The organism is Peribacillus simplex, from assembly GCF_900156045.1.
Classification (GTDB): Bacteria; Bacillota; Bacilli; order Bacillales; family DSM-1321; genus Peribacillus; species Peribacillus simplex_D.
This window is the reverse complement of the sequence record NZ_FTMX01000003.1, coordinates 164,858-186,437: the sequence shown is the minus strand read 5'-3', so window position 1 is coordinate 186,437 and position 21,580 is coordinate 164,858. Positions and strand designations below refer to the sequence as shown.

Here is a 21,580-nt window from a genome sequence, read left to right as displayed (position 1 = left end):
TCGCTTCCTGCCTGTTTTTTTATGCGTTAGATCATGCTTTATTGGTCATCATGGCAATATACTTTCTTATTTCATCAGGCTTCCCTGCATATTTTTCAGCACGCTGTTCATCTTTCAAGATTTTATCCTTTGCTTTGGTAAGGATTTCTTCACCCATGGCTTGTGGCACGACCACGACTCCATCTATGTCCCCTATGATAATGTCCCCTGGAAATACGGTGACACCCCCACAGGAAATGGGGATATTGGTTTCGCCTACACCGTTCTTGCCGCTTGAGGCAACCGTCGTCCCTTTGCTGAAAACAGGGAAGGTCATCCCTTTAATTGCTTCAAGGTCGCGAATGACTCCATCTACTACGAGGCCGCCAATTTCCATGGTCTGCATCATGCCGACAACAAAATCTCCTGCTATTGCCCGGTATGTATCACCTTTGCTGTCAACGACTATAATATCACCAGGACTTGCTTGACCGATTGCTTTTAACACGGCTGAATTATCACCAACGGGCATCTGTACAGTAAAAGCTCGTCCGGCCATATGATATTCTTCCTTTAAGGGTTTAATCGCTGATTCCAGATTGCTCAACCCTTCCATTGCATCGGAAATCGCCGTGGTGGGCAAATTCCTGAACTGTTGAATGATAGTATCCATGACTATGATTCCTCCTTAAGAGTTAATGAATATAGTCTAATTATACACATTTTTTTCAATTTTCTAATAGTTACTCGTTTGATAGAATGGCAATTGCAGTGTGATCAATATATAAGGGGAGGGAAGTTCTGCTGTCACAAGGGGGTTCAAGTCAAATTCCTTTTTAATCAATCGATTGATTAAACTTTATAGTTCATCCTTATGAAGGGTTTGAAGTCCAAGTGTGCACATTTTTAATTCAATGCTGTCTTAAACAGATATCCCCATAATTTAAGAAGAGTGGATATAAGGTGTTAATGGAAATAGGTTTTCCACATTATGTACTTCCATAAGATAGTATGCATGGAAGCAGACCTATTAATGTTCGAGTCTCCATGGCCGTTAAATCCGTGCAGGAACATTCTTCTAAGGTCAAGAGAGGGATGTTGTTGCATATCTTCGGTGTTCTCCTTGACTGGATGGGGATGTTAGTGAAGAAATCGGTGACTCAACCAGTGTGCGGGAGGTCACTAATAATCTTCAAAGCAGGAGCAGAATCAAGACGGAGGTTGCCAATGTAAGCCAAAGGGGGCTGAAAACTTCTGGATGAATGATTAAAAAAATGATTCCTGCAATAGTGGCAGCCTGCTGTATGGTCATATGTCTGATGAAGTGTATTCCAGCTTTAAAACAGGCTTTAAGCAGAGGCATTTGATTCATTTTCATTCCTCCTTTTTCTATCAATAATATGACCAGGCATAAAAGAAAATACATGTGGATTCGTTTTCTGCCCATTTATTACGGGTATAGTAAAGGTAAAATAAAAGGAGGAATCTAGGTGATCATTGTATATATTAGTCTTGCCCTCTTTATCGGATCGATTATCTATTTAGCGTTTTTTGCTTTTAAAACATTTAAGGATTCCAAACCGACAATTGATAATGTGACTGAAACCGTTACACGCATCCAGGCTAAAACGGACCAGATTAAATCGGAGACGGACCAACTCGCCATGACCCAGCAAGAAATCAATGAAGATGTTCAATATAAAAAAGAGGCCGTACAATATACGGTTGATGCGGCTAAAGAAATACCTGAACCCTTTAAAAATATTTGGTTTTCAATAAAGGGTGACAAGTGGAAGCTTAGGAACAGAAGCGATGCATAAGTGTTTGACCGATTTGAAATGTACATGATATAGTATGGAAATAATAAGTTTCTAGGGTTCCTCGGTTGAATTTTACCGGAATGGTCCAAGAGAAACGCGCAGGAATCTGCGTACACGGAGGGAAAAAAGCCCGGGAGGTTATGATTTATGACCTTTCGGGCTTTTTCTGTAATTGGAGGGAAAGAAGATGGCTTGGATTCAATTGGTGATTGCAGGATTATTTGAAGTGGTATGGGCGACAAGTTTAAAGTATACTGAGGGTTTTACGAAATTAGTGCCTTCTATCATAACGATTGCCGGTATGGTCATTAGTTTTTATTTTTTATCATCGGCGATAAAAACCTTGCCTATGGGAACAGCGTATGCAATTTGGACCGGAATAGGGGCTCTTGGGGCTGTTCTGGTTGGCATCATCGTATTTAACGAGCCTAAGGATGCGATGCGGTTGGTATTCGTCGGTTTAATTTTGGTGGGGATTATCGGCTTGAAGATCACTTCTTCTGAATAATCCACCCTCTCCTCGTAAATAGTAATGTTAAACGATTTTAGAGGAGTGAAGAAATGAATTATAAAGCGATAGTATCAAGTGCGATGATGGCTTTAGTGATTACAGGTTGTTCCCCTAATGATAAAGAAAATGCCAGTGAAAATCTTGGCCTGAATCGTACCAATCAAGATAATTTAGATAATCCAATGAATGTGAGCGACACAAGGCAAAATGTTAATGATAATAATTACAAAAATGATAACGGTAATGGCATAAACGATATGAGGGTCTCCGAGGATGTCTCAAACCGGGTCGAAGCCTTGAAGGAAGTAAGTAACGCAAGTGTCATCGTTACTGAAAATAATGCCTATGTAGGGGCAGTATTGAAAGACGGCGGCGATAAGGATATCTCGAATGACCTTAAAGAAAGGGTTGCTGATGCAGTGAGGGGGGCCGATCCATCGGTGGACCAAGTTTATGTGTCGACAAACCCGGACTTCGTTCAAAGAATGAAAGGGTATGCGAATGATATCGAGAATGGAAAACCTGTTGCAGGATTCGCTGAAGAGTTCCGTGAACTAGTAACACGCATTTTTCCAAGTCCAAAGTAATTGGTATTCATTAAAGAATTAAGACGAAGAGGCTTATCCGGTGGATTCCGGATAGGTCTTTTCCTATTTTAAAGATATCGGTGGATCATGACTAACTTTAAATAGGGTGGTTACAATAATCGAATGAACTAAAAACTTTAAGAAGGAAATGGGGGTGGGATGGTGAGGTTTTTTAAGGGCAGGAGGGAAATGGATTCAGCATCCTTTCAGGTTACTTCCAAGGATTTTCAGGAACTCCTTAAAAAGTTTAATGCATCCAATGATTTTCTTACCTTCCAATTCCCGAATGATGATGGCTACACTATTTCCTACTTCAATTCACTGGTTAGTGTACAACAGCTTCATGAACAAGTATTGGCTGTCATGTCGAATCAACCAAAGAAGGATCTTAAGCAACTAAAAGGCGATATTCCGATGGAAGATATGAAATTGACGGCTGATCTAAAAGACATTCAAAGGTTGGTTTTGGCAGGATCAATCATGATTCAATACAAGCAAGATGATGAAATGTGTTTGCTGATTCCATGTGTTCATAGTGTGAAAAGGCAAATTTCCACACCCGAGTCGGAGTATACGGTCGTCGGGTCCAAGGAGGCCTTTGTTGAATCGCTTGATTCGAATTTGAATCTGATCCGTAACCGGTTGCCCACTCCTGAATTGCAGTCAAAGGAATTCCGGGTCGGCAGCATCTCGCAAACAAGGTTAGCGGTACTCTATATAGATGGGGTAGTAAATCAACAGATCGTTAATACAGTCATGCAGAGAATAGATGATATAGAATATGATACGATCGTCGATATTTCGTTTGTAAGCCAGATGATCACGGATAATCGAAATTCGATGTTTCCGCAACTGATTGATACGGAGCGGCCTGATCATCTGGCCAGTGTATTATCGGAAGGGAAAATAGGAATCATGCTGGATGGTTCTCCACATGCATTAGTTGGCCCTAATACCATCATTTCGTTCTTTTCGTCATTTGAAGATTATTTTCAAATTTGGAATCTTGGCACCTCATTCCGTTTGATTCGGCTTTTCGCAGTGCTTTTTTCCGTTTTATCTTCACCGCTGTATGTTGCCGTTTTAACCTATCATTATCAAGTGATTCCAACGGATTTGCTGCCAATCTTAATTTCATCCAGGGGAGTGATCCCCTTTCCGCCGATCTTGGAAGCCATCTTGCTGGAAGGAACGATTGAATTGCTGAGGGAAGCAGCGGTCAGGCTGCCTGCTAAGGTTGGTTCCACCATTGGTATTGTTGGCGGTATAGTCATCGGTACAGCCGCTGTGGAAGCCGGATTTGTCAGTAATGTCTTACTGATGCTCGTCGCTTTGGCTGCCTTGGCTTCATTTACGGTGCCGATTTACCAAATCAGTAATACCATCCGCCTTATCCGCTTCCCTTTTCTAATTGCAGCCCAGTTATACGGCCTGTTTGGAATAGCTTTATGCAGTGCATTCATTTTAAGTCATTTATTGAAATTGACTTCGCTTGGCAGTCCATATTTAGACCCGCTTTACCCGTTAAGAATTCATGACTTTAAAGATAGTCTCATTCGCCTCCCTTTTTCAAAGCAAAAAAAACGCCCGCAATTTCTGCGGACGGAAAATCCACTAAGGATAAGGAAGGAGGCGGAAGAGCGAAACTCCCATAGTGATATTGATGAATAAGGTGCAGAAAGCGGTGAGAAGGTATGGAAGTCAAACCGAATGAAACTAAACTAATATCTCCATTTTTTGTTTTTTTTCTCATGCCAGGCATGCAGATTGGGGTAGGGATATTGGGTTTTGAACGGGTCATAGCAAAAGAGGCTGGTCAAGACGCATGGTTATCTGTCCTCATATCAGGGTTGATCATAAATGTTCTGCTTTGGATGTGTTTCAAGCTTTTAGGCAGGGGTCCCCAAACACTTGATTTAGTCGCCATCCACAAGGATTTGTTCGGTAAATGGGTCGGAAATGCTTTGAATATTTTATTCATCCTCTACTTCATAATGATCTCCATCATTCTTATCAGGACTTATTTAGAAGTCATTCAGGTTTGGATGTTCCCTGGTGTCAATATCCTGATGCTAATAACCATCATTCTTATTCTCGTGTATAGTTTTGTGGAGGGAGGGTTCAGGGTCATCACCGGTTTTTGCATAATCGGGCTTATTATCGGATCGCCATTATTCCTTTTGAATTATTTCCCATTGAAGTACGCCCACTTTGAAAATTTGGGTCCTTTTCTTGATCATTCCTTTTTGGAAATCATGAAGGCCTGTAAGAAAATGACCCTGAATTACCTTGGTTTTGAATTACTCCTCATTTATTACCCCTTCATTAAAAACCGTGAAAAATCACAAAAGTGGGCCCACTTAGGGGTGGTTTTTACTATGGTGATATATTTAGTATCCATCATTGTTTCATTAGCCTACTATCATCAAGATCAACTGAAAGATGTAATATGGGCAACTTTGACGTTATGGAAAATTGTAGACCTTCCATTCATTGAAAGGTTCGAATACATAGGGATTTCCGTTTGGCTGTTCATGGTGCTGCCGAATGTTTGCATAGGGGTTTGGGCAGCGAGCAGGACAGCAAAAAGAGTATTTGGACTAAGGCAGAAAAAGATGCTGGTCTTGATTCTGTTAATCATTTTAGTTTCCTGCATTTTATTGGATAACCGCTATAGAATCGATAAGTTTAACACGATCAGTTCGGAAATTGGTTTTTATATCGTTTATTTGTATCTTCCTCTCTTATTCATATGGCAGTCGATTGTCTATAAAGTCAGGGGGCATAAATCATGAAAATCCGACTTCTTTTTATAACATTGGCAGGTTTCTTGATGACGGCTTGCGGCGTGGAAAAACAAATATTAGAAGATATTTTAATTGCTGAAGTCGTGGGTTATGATGATGCCGAAGATAAAAAAGTAAAAGGTACGGTCGTTGTCAGCGTTCCTCAGCCTGGTGAGGAAGCAAATCTAGGTAAAGAAGTATATGAAGCGGTCTCCCATGATATAAAGGCAGCCCGCCAGCAGGAAAATGCAAAAACACCATTCCCGATTGTCGGTGGGAGACTAACGGTCATTCTCTATGGTGAAGAATTGGCAAGCAAGGGGTTGAATGATTATGTCGATACATATAGGCGGGACCCAATGGTGGGAAGGGATTTGTATTTAGCGGTCGTTCATGGCAAAGCGGAGGATGTAGTTAAAATGGAGCCGAAGTTGATTAAAACTCCAGGGGTTCAAGTGAAAGAGCTGATCGAACAGAATATCAGGACTAATTTGCCTGATGCGGATCTCCACAGGTATTTATATGCGTGTCATGGTAAAGGAATCGACCCGGTCTTGCCCTTATTGGAAACGGCAGGGGACCAATTACGGATAAAAGGGATCGCCTTGTTTAAAAAGGACCGTTATATTGGTAAATATATTCCTTATGAGGAAGGGTTTTTATTTAAAGTCCTTACTGAAAACTTTAAGATGGGGAGTTATGAAATTAAATGGAAGGAAAATGACTTTACAGATATCAATAACGTGGAGTCACATGTTGATTATCATATTTCGGATGTAAACCATGACCCCAAGGTCAGGATTGAAGTGAAACTAAAAGCGAGTCTGCTGGAGGTCCAAGGCTATGACTTGGGCAAAGCGGTCGACCTGAATAAAATAGAGGCCAGGGCCGAGCATGTCATTGGGAAAAAATTAAATGAGATGGTAACCATGTTTCAGGATAACAATATCGATCCGATTGCAATCGGTGATCACGCTAAAAGTAAAACAAGAAACTTTGATCAGACACATTGGGAGAAGGCATATCCCTATATTCCAATCGAGGTGGATCTGGATATTGAAATGATTCAAACGGGAATAGCTGAATAAAAGTAGAATATTCTGAAGTTTCCCTCTTTATAATAGGGGTATTGGTGTAATTATATCAATGCGGCTAAAGAGGGGGAAAGGCATGGACAAAGCATGGTGGAAAGAGGCGGTTGTGTATCAAGTGTATCCAAGGAGTTTTATGGATAGTGATGGAGATGGGATAGGGGATATAAACGGGATTTTGATGAAGCTTGATTATTTACAAGAGCTGGGTGTGAACGTGATATGGCTATCCCCTGTTTATCAATCTCCCAATGATGACAATGGATACGATATCAGTGATTATAAATCAATCATGACTGAATTCGGAACCATGGCTGATTTCGATAGGTTATTGAAGGCGGTTCATGAACGTGGAATGAAGATCATGATGGACCTGGTGGTCAACCATTCTTCTGATGAACATCCGTGGTTCAAGGAATCCCGATCCTCAAAAGATAATCCGAAACGTGATTATTATGTTTGGAAACCTGGCAGGAAAGGAAAAGAACCAAATAATTGGGAGTCCATTTTTAAAGGTTCAGCATGGGAATATGATGAAGGAACGGATGAATATTATTTACATTTATTCAGCAGGAAACAACCGGATTTAAACTGGGAGAATCCTAAGCTCCGTGAAGAAATCTACAGCATCATGACTTGGTGGCTGGATAAAGGTGTCGATGGCTTCCGGATGGATGTCATCAACTTCCTTTCAAAAGATCAAAGCTACTCAGATGGAGCCGTTCATCATGAGAAACAGTATGGCGATGGAAGCCCCTTTTTCCTGAATGGCCCGCGCATACATGAGTTTTTGCAGGAAATCAATCAACGGGCACTTTCTGGACATGACGTGATCACGGTTGGGGAGATGCCAGGCGTCACACCGGAGGAGGCGCAATTGTTCACAGGTAAAGATCGTGGTGAGCTACATATGGTCTTTCAATTCGAACATATGGATTTGGGGAGCGGACCAGCAGGGAAATGGAGTAATGATAAGTGGAAGCTTACCGATTTAAAGCGAATTCTATCCAAGTGGCAGACTGGTTTGGAGGGGGATGGCTGGAACAGTTTATACTGGAACAACCATGATCAGCCCCGGATTGTCTCAAGATTTGGTAATGATGGAAAGTATCGTATTGAAAGCGCAAAGATGCTTGCAGCTTGCCTTCATATGCTTCAAGGGACACCCTATATATATCAAGGGGAAGAACTGGGTATGACCAATGTGGCATTTGAAAGCATCGATGATTACCGGGATATCGAAACATTGAATTCATATGAAGAACTCGTCAATTCGCAAGGCTGGTCAAAAGAGAGGATGATGTCAGCCATCCACGCCCGCAGCAGGGATAATGCGAGGACACCGGTTCAGTGGAATGACTCCCGGAACGCAGGATTCACGAAAGGGACTCCTTGGGTTAAGGTTAATCCCAATTTTCCCGAGATTAATGCAGAAAATGCATATAATGATCCGAATTCCATTTTTCATTTTTATAAAAAGCTTATCCAATTACGCAAGAAACATGAAATCGTCGTTTATGGACGTTTTGAACTGCTATGTCCGGATGATGAACGAATATTTGCCTACACGAGATCGTTTGAAGAAGAAAAGCTGTTGGTGCTATGCAACTTTAAAGAAGAGCAGGCCTCCTATACTTTGCCTGAAGAGCTGCATGCATATTCAGCCACAAGGCTGATCGGCAATTATGATCAGGAGGAAGAAGGAATCTCCAGCAAACCTCTCCGTCCATATGAATGCCGTGTTTATCATTTGAAATGAAAAAAGGACCTGTTCTCCTTAGAACAGGTCCTTTGCTATTATTTTGATTTAAGGTCACATTTCTCGAGGGGAATGATTTTCGTTTTATGCTTGATTTTATATCCGAACCATAGGACGAAAAATAAAATTAAGCCAATGTACGAAACAAACATTGAATTCCAGTCGATCCCATCGCTGCTGAAAGCTTGATAGCCTTGTCCGATGATAATGATAATGCATAGGACGAGTGCGAATATAGGCCCGAATGGGAAGCCTTTGGCCCGGAATGGTAAAGCATTCATATCAAGGCCTTGAGCTGCGTAAGCTTTGCGGAACCGATAATGGGCAATCGCAATCCCGACCCAGGTGACGAATCCCGCCATGCCTGAAGCGTTCAATAACCAGATATAAACGACGCCATCACCGAAAAACGAAGCTAGGAATGCAACGCAGCCTACTAAAGAAGTCACGATAAGTGCATTCACGGGTACTCCTCTTTTATCTAACTTGCCTAGGAATTTCGGTGCTTTCCCATCACGTGCCAAGTCCCATAGCATACGGGTTGAAGCGTACATGCCAGAGTTACCGGCAGAGAGTACGGATGATAGAATGATCGCGTTCATGATGGATGCAGCAAATGCAAGGCCGGCACGTTCAAATACAAGCGTAAATGGACTTACGGCAACATCTTCGCTCAATAAACGTGAATCGGTAAACGGAATGATCATTCCAATTACAAAAATGGCAAGGATATAGAATAAGATGATGCGCCAGAAAACGGATCTGATCGCTTTTGGGATATTTTTTTCTGGATCCTCACTTTCACCAGCAGTCACTCCAAGCAATTCCGTTCCTTGGAATGAAAAGCCGGCAGCCATGAATACGCCGAGGATCGTGAAGAACCCTCCGTTAAAGGGACCTTCGCCCATTGTGAAATTGGAAAAACCAATTGGGTCTTTCCCACCCATGATTCCGAGAATGATCAGAACACCCGTGATCAAGAAAATGACGACTGTCACGACTTTGATCATGGCAAACCAGAATTCTGTTTCACCGAAACCTTTGACTGACATGTAATTGATAAGAAACATAGTGATTAACGCAATGGCACTCCAGATAATTGAAGGGCTATCCGGGAACCAGAACTTCATAATTAAGACAACGGCTGCCAATTCAGCGGCAATGGTGATTGCCCAGTTATACCAGTAGTTCCAGCCAATCGCAAAACCGAAAGACGGATCGACGAATTTGGATGCATAGACACGGAACGAACCGGCCACTGGCATGAACGCTGCCATTTCTGCAAGACTTGTCATTAAGTAATATACCATGATGCCGATGACCGCGTATGCCACCAAGGCACCGCCGGGACCGGCTGAATGAATGGCACCGCCACTTGCTAAAAATAAACCTGTTCCAATCGTTCCACCTAATGAAATCATCATTAAATGACGCGCTTTCAGGCTCCTTTTCAGTTCAGTAGGGCTTGATGCTGATTGTGAATTTGACAATTGATGTTACACTCCTTTTTATTGGAAGGGAACGAAAAATAAAAAACAGCAGTCGAAAAAGATCGACGGCTGTTTATAATAAACCCGTTTATCCTTCCGAAGATAGCTCCCCACGCTTTTTGAAAAAACGTGACAGTGGTGTTCCTGTTCGGTAACACCGCCAGCAAGAATATACATGGAATATACCCTAACTTCGGCAACTTATCCTTTCAAACGGAGTCTTTAATTTTCCAGAATCTCGTCCGTTTTACTTTTATAAGCTGCAGCCTCTAACTCATCGGTAAATGAGGAAGTATTCAATTTTCTAAAATCGTTGCGCCAGCTTGTAAGTGACGTTGACGATAGTACTCATGAAATTCGTGCAATCGCAAATAGATTGCTAGTAATTGAGTAAACTTTACTATATCAAAATTATAAAATAACTTCTGGGATATCGCAATGATTATTTTGTGTGGTTATTTTTTCCTAGTTAATGAATGATGGCAGTAAGGAAGAATTCAAATGATGATATACCAAAATAAAGCATGGAGATAACTAAACGGTCTTCCTTTTTATAAGGGCGTGGTCCAGTTTTACATGTTTGACCTCTTCAGGATTCTCAAATAGGTCCACCGCCATTTTTCCAATCCATTCCAGTGGTAAGGAAATGGTCGTGATGTCGAGCATTTCACTCAGGCTATCATTATTGAAACCGAGAATGGCCACATCTTCAGGGACCCTTATACCCGATTTCTTGGCGGTAAGGATGAAGCCTGCCGCCGTGTCATCATTCGTGATGATGATGGCTTCAGGTTTATCTATCATCGAATTCCATTCCTGAAACAATTGTTCACCGTCTTTGATGTGATAACTGCCTTCAAACAGCCATTCCTTATTGTTCATCAGTTGATGTTTACTCATGATATCGTTAAAGGCCTTTGTACGATGGGAACTATTTCTGCTCTTTTTACGGCCGAGGCTGTATCCGATTTTCTTATATCCTTTAGCAATCACGTACTCAAGGGCACAGGAGAAAGCTGCATAATGATCAATGCTGATGGATGAGAATTCAGCCTGGGCTGTATCTTCACATAAAATAATCGGTCCGTATTTTTGATAATCCAAAAGGATTTTCATTTCCAAAATCCTTGAACAAACGATAATGCCATCGAGCTGCTTCATTTGCAGCATATTAAAAGCCTGGATTTCTTTCTCTCTGTCATAATTGGTTTGAAAGATGACGATATGGCAGCCAATTGCATTTGCCTGTTTAGTGATACCGTTAACGATTGCCCCGTAATATGGGTGATTGTTGAAGGGGATGATGACGCCGATAAGATTCGTTTTACCTTTTGAAAGATGAATGGCGTTTATGTTTCTCGTATAATTCAAACGATCGATGGCTTCTAAGACGCTCTTTCTTTTATCAGGGCTTACATATGGATGATCATTCAATACACGGGACACTGTTGAAACAGATACACCGGCAGATTGAGCTATTTCTTTAATATTTGTCATGGTATCACCGTTTTTTCTTTTTTTATATTGTACAGTATGAAACCCATTTCAGGGCAAGAGAACAGTGTGGGGATGCTGAAGATTTCTTCAAATAAGGTCTTGTTCTGGTATGGGTTTCATCCTTTAAGATTGTTTTAAGTCTTAGAGGAGGAGGAAATCATGATGTTCCAAACTTTAATCACCCTTTTTGTGCTTTGCGGAATCGAATTGGGACTTGCGTACTTGGCACTTTCCTTGAAAAAATGATTGGCAATGCACATGGAATGCGTAAATTCAGCGCATTTACCCGTGAATTTCACACCGTCCCGAAATAGCCTCCATAGTTTATATTCACCATTAAACCTCCACAATATAATATAACTTCAGCGTTAGTTTCATGTACGGAATGACTGACTGTCAGGAAGCCCCATAGTGGACCTTCCTGACAGTTTTTGCTTTGTGTAAAAGTCATTGTCCTATTTGAAATGTTCGAAAAAGTAGTTGCACTTTTTTTGTATATTTGTGTATAGTATAAAATAAGTTGTGTATAGGAAACTTTTTAGCATTTACGACAATGTGAAAAAATTTACACTTAATTTTGCATAAGGGAAACTATTTTAGAAAGATGAAAAAGGGAGGGAATATGGATGGGTTTTCTGAAATCTATTGGAGGCGTGCTTGCTGCATTGCTGATGTTAACGGGGTGCGGCAATGATACGGCCGAAAGTGATAAAGGCAATGGCAAGCTGAATGTCGTTACAACAACGGGAATGATTGGAGATTTGGTTGAGAATATCGGCGGTAAACAAGTCGAGGTCACCAGTTTAATGGGTCCGGGGGTCGACCCCCATCTATATAAAGCGACACAGGGTGATGTTAAGACACTGGATTCGGCTGATATGATTTTTTATAACGGTGTGCATCTTGAAGGGAAAATGACGGATATATTTGAAATGATGAGCAAGGATAAACCGACGATCCCCGTAACGGAGGACTTCAATGAGAACCAACTTCGCAAAGTGAGTGCAACGGAACATGATCCCCACGTATGGTTTGATGTAAAGCTTTGGATCGTTGCGGCGGAGGCTGTTAAGAAAGAATTGATTGCCAATGATCCGGACCATGAAGCGGAGTTTCGTGCAAATTATGAAGAGTACGTTCTGCAATTGGAGGAACTTGATAAATATGTTCAAGATGAAATTAATAAAATACCAAAAGATCAACGGGTGCTCGTTACAGCGCATGATGCTTTTGGGTACTACGGTCAGTCATACGGCCTTGACGTAAGAGGGCTTCAAGGGATCAATACATTATCGGAATATGGATCAAAAGATGTGACGGATATGCGGAATTATCTTGTGGAGAACAAAATTAAAGCGATTTTCATTGAGTCAAGTGTACCAAGGAAGGCAATCGAGGCTGTCATTCAAGGAGCAGGTAAGCAGGGTCATAAAGTGGAAATCGGCGGTGAATTGTTCTCGGATGCCATGGGTGAAAAAGGGACGGAAGAAGGAACGTATATCGGAATGGTCCGTCATAATACCGACACCATCGTCCGTGCTTTGAAATAAGGGGGAGAAACTATGAATCTAGCAGCTTTGAAGGTCGAAAATTTAACGATTGCTTATCATAAGAAGCCAGTTGTCGAAGATGTCTCATTTGAGGTGCCGGAAGGGAATTTAATCGGTATCATTGGCCCCAATGGAGCAGGGAAGTCCACATTGATAAAGGGGATACTCGAATTGATCCCCAAGATATCGGGGCAAATCACAATAAAGGGTTCCACTTATAAATCGATGAGGAAGAGTATCGGCTATGTACCACAACGGGAGTCAGTGGATTGGGATTTTCCGACCAACGCACTCGATGTCGTGATGATGGGCAGATATGGTCATCTCGGATGGCTGAAGCGACCAGGTAAGTCCGAAAGGCAGAAGGGAATGGAGTGCCTGGAAAAGGTGGGGATGGCTGAATATGCTAACCGCCAGATCAGCCAGCTATCAGGTGGACAGCAGCAACGGATATTCCTTGCACGTGCATTGGCACAGGAAGCGGATATTTATTTTATGGATGAACCGTTCGTAGGGGTGGATGCCGCAACAGAGAAAGCAATCATACAATTGCTGATGGAATTGAAGGAAAAAGGCAAAACCGTTCTGGTTGTGCACCATGATCTATCGACCGTGAAGGAATATTTCGACTGGACGATGTTATTGAATAAAAAGGTGATGAAAATAGGTCCGACGGAAGAAGTGTTCATTCCCGAACACTTACAGGCAACATATGGAGGCCGCCTAGCGATACTATCAGACACGAAGTCCGGCCTTTTATTAAAATGAGGTGTACATGATGAACATACTGGATATTATTACTGATCCAAATACAAGGTGGATATTGCTTGGCACGATGTTCCTCGGATTAAGCAGCGGGGTCATCGGCAGCTTTGCCTACCTCAGAAAGCAGTCTTTGCTTGGCGACACGCTCGCACATGCAGCGTTACCCGGTATCTGTGTCGCCTTCATTTTAACTGGAGTGAAATCCACTTCCTACTTTCTAATAGGTGCGGCCCTTGCCGGCTTAGTGGCTGTCTTCTTGATCAGTGTGCTTACGAGATACAGTAAGATCAAGCAGGATGCGGCATTGGGAATCGTCTTATCTTCCTTCTTTGGCTTCGGGATTGTCATGCTTACACAGATTCAGCAGAGTGAGTATGGAAACCAGAGTGGATTGGATACCTTTTTATTCGGGCAGACGGCATCAATGGTCATGTCCGATGTATATATGATGATGACGGTCTCCTTTATTCTCATTTTCACTTGTACCGTATTTTTTAAAGAATTCAAATTACTGTCCTTTGACCCTGGGTTTGCTAAGGGGATGGGATTGCCGGTTGTTTTTCTGGATTATTTCATCATGATGCTGATCGTGGCAGCTGTGGTGATCGGTATCCAGGCTGTAGGCGTCGTATTGATGGCATCTTTACTGATCACGCCTGCGGTTTCTGCGAGGTATTGGACCGAACGGCTGCATATCATGGTCATCCTGTCTGGTATATTCGGAATGTTGAGCGGTGTGTCTGGAACGTTGATCAGTACATCGGTCAATGATTTGCCTACAGGACCGTTAATTGTCTTATCCGCGACGGTATGGTTTTTCTTTTCCATGCTTTTTGCACCTAAACGCGGAGTGCTTTCATCTATATGGAGAAGGGTATCGACGAAAAAGAAATATTCTCTCGAACAGAATAGAAGGAAAGGGAGCCACTCATCATGAATGATTTTTGGATTATTTTAGTCGGAGCATTGGTGGCGAGTGCTTGCAGTGTATTAGGATGCTTTTTGATAGTCAGGAGAATGACGTTGATTGGGGATGCCATCAGTCATTCCGTTTTGCCGGGAATCGTATTGGCATTTTTGATAACCGGGACCCGTGACTCTGTTCCAATGCTGATAGGGGCAGCTGCGCTCGGCTTGCTTACTGTATTCTTGATCCAGCTTTTCCAATCGTCGGGCGTTCAATCTGACGCAGCGATCGGGATTGTATTCACTTCCCTTTTTGCAACTGGGATTGTACTCGTGAGCTTGTATACGCAACAAATAGATTTTGACCTGGAACATGTCCTTTATGGCGAAATAGCCTATACTCCCTGGAACACGATGACAATCGCGGGAATCGAAGTAGGACCAAAAGCTGTTTGGATTGTCGGCAGTTGCTTTATCCTGAACCTCATACTGATCTTCCTTTTCTTCAAACAGTTTAAACTCGTGTCATTTGATCCATCACTTGCGGCTGCAATGGGAATTCCAGTACTGTTCTTCCATTACTTATTGATGAGCCTCATTTCACTGACAACTGTAGCTTCTTTTGATAGTGTAGGTTCCATTTTAGTAGTTGGAATGCTCATCATACCTGCGGCAACAGCCTATCTGCTGTCAGACCGTTTAAGCCGCATGATATTGGTCAGTATCGGGGTCGGGGTGCTAAGTTCCATCATCGGCTACTATTCAGCCACCATTTTGGATGCTTCGATATCAGGTTGCATGGTGGGATCGGCCGCCATATTATTCGGATTGGCCTTTCTCTTTTCCCCAAGCCATGGCTTGGTCAGCAGATTGCTGAAACGGAGAAAATCAAAGGAATCACATGCATAGCTCTCCCTGTATACAGGCTTCATGGAAATAACTCCATGAAGCCTGTAAACAATTCTTCGATATAGTTGTGATTTTATTTGTTTAAAGTATAATGAATAAGTGTATTTATAGATGTATCGCAGGAGCCTTTTTAAGGGAGAGTTAAGTATGGAAGAACAAAATAAATTTTCATCTCGAATAGATTTTTCTTTGGTCACAATATTGCTGTTATTATGCGTTGGAAGTTGCCTAGCAATCTATAGTGCCCAAACGACTGGACAGTACGCTGAAAACTTCTTAATTAAACAAATTTTTTGGTATATAGTGGGGATTGGAATCGTATTAGGGTTCATCACACTGGATTCGGACCAACTGAAAAAAATCTCTTGGTACGCCTATGGATTCGGATTGTTTTTGCTATTTTTGCTGATCATTATGCCAAGTAGCATCGTACCTAATATAAATGGTGCAAGAAGCTGGTTCGTCATTCCGGGAATCGGTTCGATTCAGCCATCGGAATTCATGAAGGTTTTCCTGATTTTGGCTTTAGCCAATGTCATATCGAACCATCATCTCAAAAACACGCTGAAAACGATTCAAACGGATATCTGGCTGCTTATTAAAATCGGTCTTGTGACCGGTGCCCCCTTAATGTTAATCATGCAACAGCCGGATTTGGGTACCTCGCTTGTCATCCTGTCAATCATGCTCGGAATGATTTTCATTTCAGGGGTAACATGGAAGATCCTGCTGCCGATCGTTTCGGGAGGAATTGTCGTCGCTTCAACGGTCCTGTACTTTGTCCTTTGGAAGCCGGAGATCCTGGAAAAATACCTAGGGGTAAAATCCTATCAATTCGGCCGTATCTATTCTTGGCTGGATCCATATAATTATGCCAGCTCCGAAGGGTATCACTTAACCAAGTCCTTGCTGGCCATCGGCTCCGGCCAGACAACGGGCAAGGGAATCGGTTCGAGGGAAGTGTATTTGCCTGAGAGCCATTCGGATTTCATTTTCAGCATCATCGGTGAAGAATTCGGCTTCATCGGATCAAGTATCATTATTTCCTTGTTTTTCCTATTGATTTATCATATTACAAAAACGGGAATGGACACGAAAAATAACTTCTATACATATATCTGTGTTGGCGTTATAAGCATGTTGACGTTCCACGTCTTTCAAAATATCGGCATGACGGTAGGCCTTTTGCCGATTACGGGGATTCCGCTTCCATTCATCAGTTATGGAGGAAGCTCGCTAATGGGGAACATGATGGCCATGGGCCTAATATTCAGCATTCGGTATCACTATAAGAAGTATATGTTTTCAACGGATATCTAAAAATAAAGCCGGCCCCCCATGGGCCGGCTTTACTTTTAGCACAAAAACAAAAGGAGCAGAATCCACCCCCCTGAATGTTTGCTTATTGAATGTTCGTTCCAGATGGAAATTGATTTTTATAACCGGAAAATTGTTGATACGATTGGCCTAAGCTGGTGGATTGCGCCTTTTCTAAACTATACCAGCCTTTTTCGAACATAAGGTTATAGAGTTCTCGCTGCATCTCCTGATTTTCTTTGGAAACGGAGAAAATGTCTTGGAATAATGCTTGGTTACTCATTTCATGCAGGGCAACGGAAAGGGAGTTGCAAAAGTACTTTTCAGTTGTGAGCATATCATTTATAAAATCCCTGTCATTCATTTGCGGTGTCTTCGCCACGGGAGATTCTGGATTTTGGACTTTGTTTTCATTGGGCATCAAGAACCCTCCTTTACTGGTATTGTTGTTGAACCTGGTTTTGGTTCGGGTTCAAATGTTTCAAAATGGTATCGTAATGGCGTTGATGCATGAATCCGCACCGATTTAACGCATCAATGATTTGCGGGTCCTTGCATTGTGTGGCAAAAAAATGTGCTTTTTTAACCGCATTAAGATTCCATGCAAGCATATCTGTTAAGTATAAGCTATCTTTCACCGAAACCATTTCCGGCGGCTGTTTCATAAAGCCGGTGGACTGCTGTTGGCTATTAAACGAATTTTGCTGTTCCATCATTCTACCTCCTTAAGTGTTCTTTAAACGGGTTTAATTTTCCCTTCATGAATTTTTTTTATTCTTGATTCTAAATATCTGAAAAATGAATTAAATGGTAAAATAATCTTGTGCATCTATTTTCCAGAATGATTTGGAGGGGAATGCAGATGGAAAGAATTTTAAAAAATCTATTCCTTTTTTTATCGAAGAATAAAGGCATGACAAAGGCAGCGAAAAAATACGGGCTGCGGTTTGGGGCATCTCGTTTCGTGGCAGGGGAATCCTTGGATATGGCATGTAAAGTGATTGCAGATCTTAACCGGAAAGGGCTTGCTGTCACCATTGATTATTTAGGTGAATTCATTGAGGATGAACAAGAAGCAGGGAAGATGGCAGATGAGTGCATCGATGCGATCCGCATGATCGGCACAAATGAACTGGATTCACAGTTATCCCTGAAACTGACCTCGATGGGCTTGGATGTGTCAGAACGAGTGGTAATGAATAACATGCGGAGGATATTAGATGAAGCTAAAGCACATCGTGTATTCGTGACGCTTGATATGGAAGATTTTCCGCGTTGTCAGCCGACTTTGGATGTATTCAAAAACCTTAAGTCTGAATATAATGAATTGGGGACTGTCATCCAGGCTTATCTGTATCGGACTGAGAAGGATATTGAGGAACTGGATGCATACCAGCCGAATCTAAGACTTGTTAAAGGGGCTTATAAAGAACCGAGGGAAGTGGCTTATCCCGAGAAAAAAGATGTGGATGAGAATTTCAAGAAAATCATCAAGAAGCATATGCAAAATGGCCATTACACAGCCGTCGCCTCACATGATGAGAAAATCATTGATTATACGAGGGACTTGGTCAAAGATCAGGGAATTCCCCTGGATCGATTTGAATTTCAAATGTTATATGGCATCCGCACTGAAAAGCAGCTTGAACTTGCTGAAGAAGGATATAAGGTAAGGGTGTATGTTCCATATGGTACGGATTGGTATGGATATTTCATGCGCCGCCTTGCGGAAAGACCGGCCAATATTGCTTTCGTTTTAAAAGGCATATTCAAGAAATAGAAGCGAAGCCGCCCCGGAAAAGGAACGGCTGCTCAAATTAAGAAGGATTATCTTTTGAACTGATTGTTCTGGCTGTTCACTTTATTGATTCCATGTTGACGTTCGGCGCCAGGTCCGGCATTGCCTTTAACGCTTGCTGCGCTTACGGCTGCTTTGGAAGGGTTATCTTTACGCTTCATTATATAGGTCACCTCCTGCCCGGTTATTTTTTGCTGAACGGAGGAGAAATAACCAAAAGAACGCGGAGAAAAAAATATTTTTTTCCTGTTTAATCATTGCGGAATTTCCAAATATATTCTATATTAGTAATAAGAAAAAATATTCAAAATTTTTTTGAATTAAAAATGAATGAGCATTCATTCAATAAATTGCGTAAGGGGGATATAAACTTGGTTCGACAAATACGAAAGGCTGCTGTTCTAGGGTCAGGAGTTATGGGATCAGGGATTGCTGCACACCTTGCTAACATCGGCATTCCGACTTTACTATTGGATATTGTACCTCGTGAACTCACTGAGGATGAAAAGAAAAAGGGACTGACATTAGATAATAAACAAGTGCGTAACCGCATCAGCCAAACTGCGATTACGAAACTTTTAAAACAGAAACCAGCTCCGCTTTCGGCTAAGGGAAACATTGCGTTGATCGAGGCGGGAAACCTGGAAGATGATATAAGTCGTTTAAAGGATGTCGATTGGATCATCGAAGTGGTCGTTGAGAAGCTTGAGGTTAAGCAAAATGTGTTTGCCCAGGTTGATCAGCATCGTAAACCGGGAAGCATCGTTTCATCGAATACATCCGGAATTTCAATCGAAGCGATGGCAGAAGGTCGTTCGGAGGATTTTCAAAAGCACTTCCTGGGAACCCACTTCTTCAATCCGCCGCGTTATCTTAAATTGTTGGAGATCATCCCTACTAAAGCAACTTCACCAGAAGTGCTCGAATTCATGAAACGATTCGGCGAAGATGTACTGGGAAAAGGTGTTGTCGAAGCCAAGGATACCCCTAACTTCATCGCAAACCGTATTGGAACTTATGGTTTATTGGTCACTTTGCGTGAAATGCAAAAAGGCGGATACAGTGTCGGTGAGGTCGATTCGGTTACAGGTCCGTTGATTGGAAGGGCAACTAGCGCTACTTTCAGGACACTTGATGTAGTTGGATTGGATACATTTGCACATGTTGCCAGAAACGTATATGACCAGGTGGATGGAGAAGAAAAAGAAGTTTTCAAAATACCTGATTTCATGAATGAAATGCTTAAGAATGGGTGGCTTGGAAGCAAGTCAGGCCAAGGTTTTTTCTTGAAAAAAGGCAAGGAAATCCTTGAACTGAATCCCGAAACCCTTGAATATGATGCACGGAAAAGATTAAAAACGCCTTCCATCGAAATGGCTAAACAGACCAAGGGCTTGGAAAATAAAATGAAAGCGCTTGTTTATAGCGAAGACCGTGCAGGCCAATTACTTTGGAATGTTCTCAATCCGGCGCTTGTGTATTCTGCCCAGCTGCTTGGGGACATCGCGGATGACATCGTGGCGATCGATCAAGCGATGAAATGGGGCTTCGGATGGTCCACAGGTCCCTTTGAAACCTGGGATGCGATAGGTATAGAAAAATCGGTAGCCCGAATGGAAGCGGAAGGCATCACCGTTCCGAAATGGGTGAAGGATATGCTCGCTAAAGGCATCACTTCTTTCTATAAAGAAGAAAATGGCATTGTTCACTATTATGATGATGGTGAATATAAAGAACTTGTCGAAAATCCTAAAGTGATCAATCTTAAAGCGATCAAGAAGCAAAAAGGCGTAATCAAGAAAAACAGTGGTGCAAGCTTGATGGATATCGGCGATGGAGTGGCTCTTCTTGAATTCACTTCACCGAATAATGCAATCGGTCTTGATATCATACAAATGATCAATGCGGCGGTCGACGAGGCGGAAGCGAATTTTAAAGGCTTGGTCATCGGAAACCAAGGAAAGAATTTCTGTGTAGGCGCCAATATTGCAATGATGCTGATGGAAGCACAGGATGACAATATTTTTGAACTCGATATGGTCATCACCCAATTCCAAAAGGCGATGCTTAAAATTAAGTACAGTGCAGTTCCCGTAGTGGTTGCCCCGTTTAATATGACACTTGGCGGGGGTGCTGAAGTGTCACTTCCGGCAGCCCGCATCCAGGCAACGACCGAAACGTATATGGGATTAGTGGAAGCTGGCGTAGGTTTGATCCCAGGCGGCGGCGGAACTAAAGAACTTTATGTGAAGACGTTGAAGAATATGCCGAAGGGCGTCGACTTCGACTTACAGAAAGTGGCCAACCGAGTATTTGAAACGGTCGCCATGGCAAAAGTTTCGACCTCCGCCGAGGAAGCGAGAGAGAATAATTTCCTTAATTCAGCTGATGGAATAAGCGTGAATGCGGATCATCAGCTATATGATGCGAAACAGGCGGTACTTTCCATGCACGAACAAGGTTATACCGCTCCAGCCCGCACAAAGATCCCTGTCGTAGGTGAAACTGGATATGCCGCACTTCTATTAGGGGCGGAATCCATGCGCCTTTCAGGATTCTTATCAGATCATGACCTTGTCATAGCCAAAGAGCTTGCATACGTCCTGGCAGGAGGAAAACTCCCATTTGGCACGGAAGTAGATGAACAGTATATCTTGAACCTGGAAAAACAGGCATTCCTAAAACTGATTTCGACTCCGAAATCCCAGGCAAGGATGCAGCACATGCTTGTTAAAGGTAAACCACTCCGTAATTGATGAATAGATGAAATTATGGCCAAAACGAAGATTAATAGATCGATAGCTTAAAAATGAGT

At 42.2% G+C, this 21,580-nt stretch carries 21 protein-coding genes and 2 riboswitches; of the genes, 14 read left to right on the top strand and 7 right to left on the bottom strand.

Annotation, left to right across the window (positions count from 1 at the left end):
* Positions 1–31: 31 nt before the first annotated feature.
* Both BW986_RS12320 and BW986_RS12315 read right to left on the bottom strand, forming a co-directional pair.
* The gene (locus BW986_RS12320; RefSeq protein ID WP_076368200.1) at positions 32–652 is read right to left on the bottom strand and encodes an RraA family protein; all 621 of its coding nucleotides are present in this window, start codon (positions 650–652) and stop codon (positions 32–34) included.
* Between the two features lie 519 nt (positions 653–1,171).
* A complete protein-coding gene (locus BW986_RS12315; protein ID WP_034310080.1) occupies positions 1,172–1,351 on the bottom strand; it encodes a hypothetical protein in 180 nt (59 codons plus the stop codon).
* Between the two features lie 118 nt (positions 1,352–1,469).
* Here BW986_RS12315 and BW986_RS12310 point away from each other — a divergent pair, with 118 nt between their 5' ends.
* The 7 genes from BW986_RS12310 to BW986_RS12280 all read left to right on the top strand — a co-directional run bounded on the left by BW986_RS12310 (position 1,470) and on the right by BW986_RS12280 (position 8,533).
* Positions 1,470–1,799, top strand: coding sequence for a DUF948 domain-containing protein (locus BW986_RS12310; RefSeq protein WP_076368199.1), 330 nt, complete (start codon positions 1,470–1,472; stop codon positions 1,797–1,799).
* A gap of 40 nt (positions 1,800–1,839) precedes the next feature.
* Positions 1,840–1,938, top strand: a riboswitch (guanidine-I (ykkC/yxkD leader).
* A gap of 48 nt (positions 1,939–1,986) precedes the next feature.
* Positions 1,987–2,307, top strand: a complete 321-nt coding sequence (sugE, locus tag BW986_RS12305) for a quaternary ammonium compound efflux SMR transporter SugE (protein ID WP_076368198.1) — start codon at positions 1,987–1,989, stop codon at positions 2,305–2,307.
* Between the two features lie 53 nt (positions 2,308–2,360).
* Positions 2,361–2,897 carry a YhcN/YlaJ family sporulation lipoprotein gene (locus BW986_RS12300; RefSeq protein ID WP_076368197.1) on the top strand — a complete coding sequence of 179 codons (537 nt, stop codon included), beginning with the start codon at positions 2,361–2,363 and terminating at the stop codon, positions 2,895–2,897.
* 189 nt (positions 2,898–3,086) lie between these two features.
* The gene (locus BW986_RS12295) at positions 3,087–4,568 is read left to right on the top strand and encodes a spore germination protein (protein ID WP_076368196.1); all 1,482 of its coding nucleotides are present in this window, start codon (positions 3,087–3,089) and stop codon (positions 4,566–4,568) included.
* Between the two features lie 23 nt (positions 4,569–4,591).
* Complete coding sequence (locus tag BW986_RS12290) at positions 4,592–5,692, top strand: GerAB/ArcD/ProY family transporter (RefSeq protein WP_076368195.1); 1,101 nt, start codon at positions 4,592–4,594, stop codon at positions 5,690–5,692.
* Positions 5,689–6,771 carry a Ger(x)C family spore germination protein gene (locus BW986_RS12285; RefSeq protein WP_076368194.1) on the top strand — a complete coding sequence of 361 codons (1,083 nt, stop codon included), beginning with the start codon at positions 5,689–5,691 and terminating at the stop codon, positions 6,769–6,771. The genes BW986_RS12290 and BW986_RS12285 overlap by 4 nt, the downstream gene beginning before the upstream one ends.
* Before the next feature lie 82 nt (positions 6,772–6,853).
* The gene (locus BW986_RS12280; RefSeq protein ID WP_076368193.1) at positions 6,854–8,533 is read left to right on the top strand and encodes a glycoside hydrolase family 13 protein; all 1,680 of its coding nucleotides are present in this window, start codon (positions 6,854–6,856) and stop codon (positions 8,531–8,533) included.
* Between the two features lie 38 nt (positions 8,534–8,571).
* Here the strand turns inward: BW986_RS12280 and BW986_RS12275 are convergent, their stop codons facing one another.
* Positions 8,572–10,023: an amino acid permease gene (locus tag BW986_RS12275; RefSeq protein ID WP_076368192.1), complete on the bottom strand. Its 1,452-nt coding sequence runs from the start codon at positions 10,021–10,023 to the stop codon at positions 8,572–8,574.
* A gap of 95 nt (positions 10,024–10,118) precedes the next feature.
* A riboswitch (Lysine riboswitch) is annotated at positions 10,119–10,303 on the bottom strand.
* A 254-nt stretch (positions 10,304–10,557) separates the two neighbouring features.
* A complete protein-coding gene (locus BW986_RS12270) occupies positions 10,558–11,520 on the bottom strand; it encodes a LacI family DNA-binding transcriptional regulator (RefSeq protein ID WP_076368191.1) in 963 nt (320 codons plus the stop codon).
* A gap of 626 nt (positions 11,521–12,146) precedes the next feature.
* Here BW986_RS12270 and BW986_RS12265 point away from each other — a divergent pair.
* The 5 genes from BW986_RS12265 (at position 12,147) to BW986_RS12245 (ending at position 16,970) form a co-directional block, all read left to right on the top strand.
* Positions 12,147–13,070, top strand: coding sequence for a metal ABC transporter solute-binding protein, Zn/Mn family (locus BW986_RS12265; protein WP_076368190.1), 924 nt, complete (start codon positions 12,147–12,149; stop codon positions 13,068–13,070).
* 12 nt (positions 13,071–13,082) lie between these two features.
* Positions 13,083–13,838 carry a metal ABC transporter ATP-binding protein gene (locus BW986_RS12260; RefSeq protein WP_076368189.1) on the top strand — a complete coding sequence of 252 codons (756 nt, stop codon included), beginning with the start codon at positions 13,083–13,085 and terminating at the stop codon, positions 13,836–13,838.
* 7 nt (positions 13,839–13,845) lie between these two features.
* Positions 13,846–14,772 carry a metal ABC transporter permease gene (locus BW986_RS12255; protein ID WP_076368188.1) on the top strand — a complete coding sequence of 309 codons (927 nt, stop codon included), beginning with the start codon at positions 13,846–13,848 and terminating at the stop codon, positions 14,770–14,772.
* On the top strand, positions 14,769–15,650 hold the full coding sequence (locus BW986_RS12250; RefSeq protein WP_076368187.1) for a metal ABC transporter permease: 882 nt from the start codon (positions 14,769–14,771) through the stop codon (positions 15,648–15,650). Before BW986_RS12255 ends, BW986_RS12250 begins: the two co-directional genes overlap by 4 nt.
* 147 nt (positions 15,651–15,797) lie before the next feature.
* Positions 15,798–16,970: an FtsW/RodA/SpoVE family cell cycle protein gene (locus tag BW986_RS12245; RefSeq protein ID WP_076368186.1), complete on the top strand. Its 1,173-nt coding sequence runs from the start codon at positions 15,798–15,800 to the stop codon at positions 16,968–16,970.
* Positions 16,971–17,052: 82 nt separating this feature from the next.
* Here BW986_RS12245 and BW986_RS12240 read toward each other — a convergent pair whose 3' ends face one another.
* Both BW986_RS12240 and BW986_RS12235 read right to left on the bottom strand, forming a co-directional pair.
* Positions 17,053–17,388, bottom strand: coding sequence for a spore coat protein (locus BW986_RS12240; protein ID WP_076368185.1), 336 nt, complete (start codon positions 17,386–17,388; stop codon positions 17,053–17,055).
* 13 nt (positions 17,389–17,401) lie between these two features.
* A complete protein-coding gene (locus tag BW986_RS12235) occupies positions 17,402–17,680 on the bottom strand; it encodes a hypothetical protein (RefSeq protein ID WP_076368184.1) in 279 nt (92 codons plus the stop codon).
* Positions 17,681–17,829: 149 nt separating this feature from the next.
* On the opposite strand from BW986_RS12235, the gene BW986_RS12230 reads away from it, so the two are divergent.
* Positions 17,830–18,747 (top strand): proline dehydrogenase family protein, encoded by a 918-nt coding sequence (locus BW986_RS12230; RefSeq protein WP_076368183.1) that lies wholly within the window; start codon positions 17,830–17,832, stop codon positions 18,745–18,747.
* A gap of 47 nt (positions 18,748–18,794) precedes the next feature.
* Here the strand turns inward: BW986_RS12230 and BW986_RS12225 are convergent, their stop codons facing one another.
* Positions 18,795–18,929: a YuzL family protein gene (locus tag BW986_RS12225; RefSeq protein WP_072273724.1), complete on the bottom strand. Its 135-nt coding sequence runs from the start codon at positions 18,927–18,929 to the stop codon at positions 18,795–18,797.
* A gap of 207 nt (positions 18,930–19,136) precedes the next feature.
* Between BW986_RS12225 and BW986_RS12220 the strand changes: the two genes are divergently transcribed.
* Positions 19,137–21,521 carry a 3-hydroxyacyl-CoA dehydrogenase/enoyl-CoA hydratase family protein gene (locus tag BW986_RS12220; RefSeq protein ID WP_076368182.1) on the top strand — a complete coding sequence of 795 codons (2,385 nt, stop codon included), beginning with the start codon at positions 19,137–19,139 and terminating at the stop codon, positions 21,519–21,521.
* Positions 21,522–21,580 lie beyond the last annotated feature (59 nt).